At 72.2% G+C, this 1,628-nt stretch carries 2 protein-coding genes; both read right to left on the reverse strand.

The annotated features are described in order from the left end of the window. Positions 1-1,084: sigma-54-dependent transcriptional regulator (locus AC27IQ_RS24070; protein ID WP_487091066.1), on the reverse strand; the 1,084-nt coding region annotated here is incomplete at its 3' end. After that, positions 1,081-1,628, reverse strand: a 548-nt coding sequence (locus tag AC27IQ_RS24075; protein ID WP_487091067.1) for a sensor histidine kinase, incomplete at its 5' end; no start/stop codon positions are given. The genes AC27IQ_RS24070 and AC27IQ_RS24075, both read right to left, overlap by 4 nt.

The raw sequence follows: 1,628 nt of genomic DNA on the forward strand, positions 1-1,628 counted from the left end.
GGAGCTGGCGCACGTTGCCCGGCCAGGGCTGCGTGGCGAGCCAGGCCTGGGCGTCGGGCGCGAACAGGGCCTGCGGCGCCACGCGGCGCAGAAAGTGCGCGGCCAGCAGCGGCACGTCCATGCCCCGCTCGGCCAGGGGCGGGATGCGCATCACCACGCCCTTGAGGCGGTAAAAGAGGTCCTCGCGAAAGCTGCCATCCTGGATCATGCCCTCCAGGTCGCGGTGCGTCGCCGACACCACGCGCACGTCGGCCTTCTTCGTCTCGCGCCCGCCCACGGGCAGGAAGGTGCCCTCTTGCAGGAAGCGCAGCAGCTTGACCTGCATGGCGGGCGGCATCTCGCCCACTTCGTCCAGGAAGAGCGTGCCGCCGTGCGCGGTTTCCACCAGGCCCGGCTGGTCGCGGTGGGCGCCGGTGAAGCTGCCTTTCAGGTGGCCGAAAAGCTCGCTCTCCAGCAGCTCGCTGGACAGGGCGCCGCAGTGGATGATCGCGAAAGGGCCCTGCCGGCGTACGCTGCATTGGTGCAGGGCGCGGGCCACCAGCTCCTTGCCCGTGCCGGTGGGCCCGAGCACCATCACGCTCACCGAGGTGCCGGCCACGCGGCGCACCATGGCGCGCAGCTGCTGCGCGGCAGGCGACTGGCCGACGATGCCCAGGTCTTCGCTGCCCTCGCGTGCGCGCAGCTCCCGCAGCTCTTCGTCCAGGCGGGATTTGTGCATGGCGCGCGAGACGACGAAGCGCAGCATGTCCGGGTCGATGGGCTTGGTGAGGAAGTCCCACGCGCCCTTCTCGGCGGCGCGCAGGGCGAGTTCCCGGTCTCCGTGGCCGCTCAGGACCACCACGACCGAGCCCGCGAACTGCCCGATCAGCTCCAGGCCCGCTTCGGGGTCCATGCTGGGCGGCATGGCGAGGTCGAGCAGCACCACGTGGGCGCGGTCCTGTCCGAAGGCCCAGGCCGCCTCTTCGCCGCTGCCGGCCACGGTGACCCGGTGGCCCAGTTCTCGCAGGAAGGAGCTGCCCAGCCGTTGGTAGGCGGGCTCGTCGTCCACCAGCAGGATGTGGCCCAGGGAGGGGGAAGGGGTCATGGTCGGTGGGGAGGAAAGGTCAGGGTGAAGCAGGTGCGCCAGGGCGGGCGCTCGGTCAGTGCGGCCGTGCCGCCGTGCGCGGCCATGATGCGTGCGACGATGGCCAGGCCCAGCCCGGTGCCGCCCGGGCTGCGCGAGGCGAAGGGCTGGAACAGCCGCTCGCGCAGCTCGGCGGGAATGCCGGGTCCGTCGTCGCAGACATGCAGCCGCAGGCCGTCCTCGCCCGGCTCGGCATCCACGTGCACCCGCCGCTGGCCTGCGGCGGCCTGGGCGTTGGTGAGGAGGTTGGCCAGCACCTGGTCCAGCCGCGCGGGGTCGGCGTGCACGGGGCAGGGCTTGTCCAGCCCGGGCCCCAGTTCCACGGATGGGGCGTGGCGGATCGCCTGGCGCACCTGCTGCGACAGGTCGATGGCCCGCGGCTCGATCTGCCAGGGCTTGGCGTAGTCCAGCAGGTCCTCCGCCAGGCGCGAGATGCGGGCGATCTGCTCCTGCACGTCCTTGCGGACCTCGGCCGGGGTAAAGGCCGTGGCCATGGCGATCACGT

The organism is Acidovorax sp. KPB24-07 (assembly GCF_057543315.1).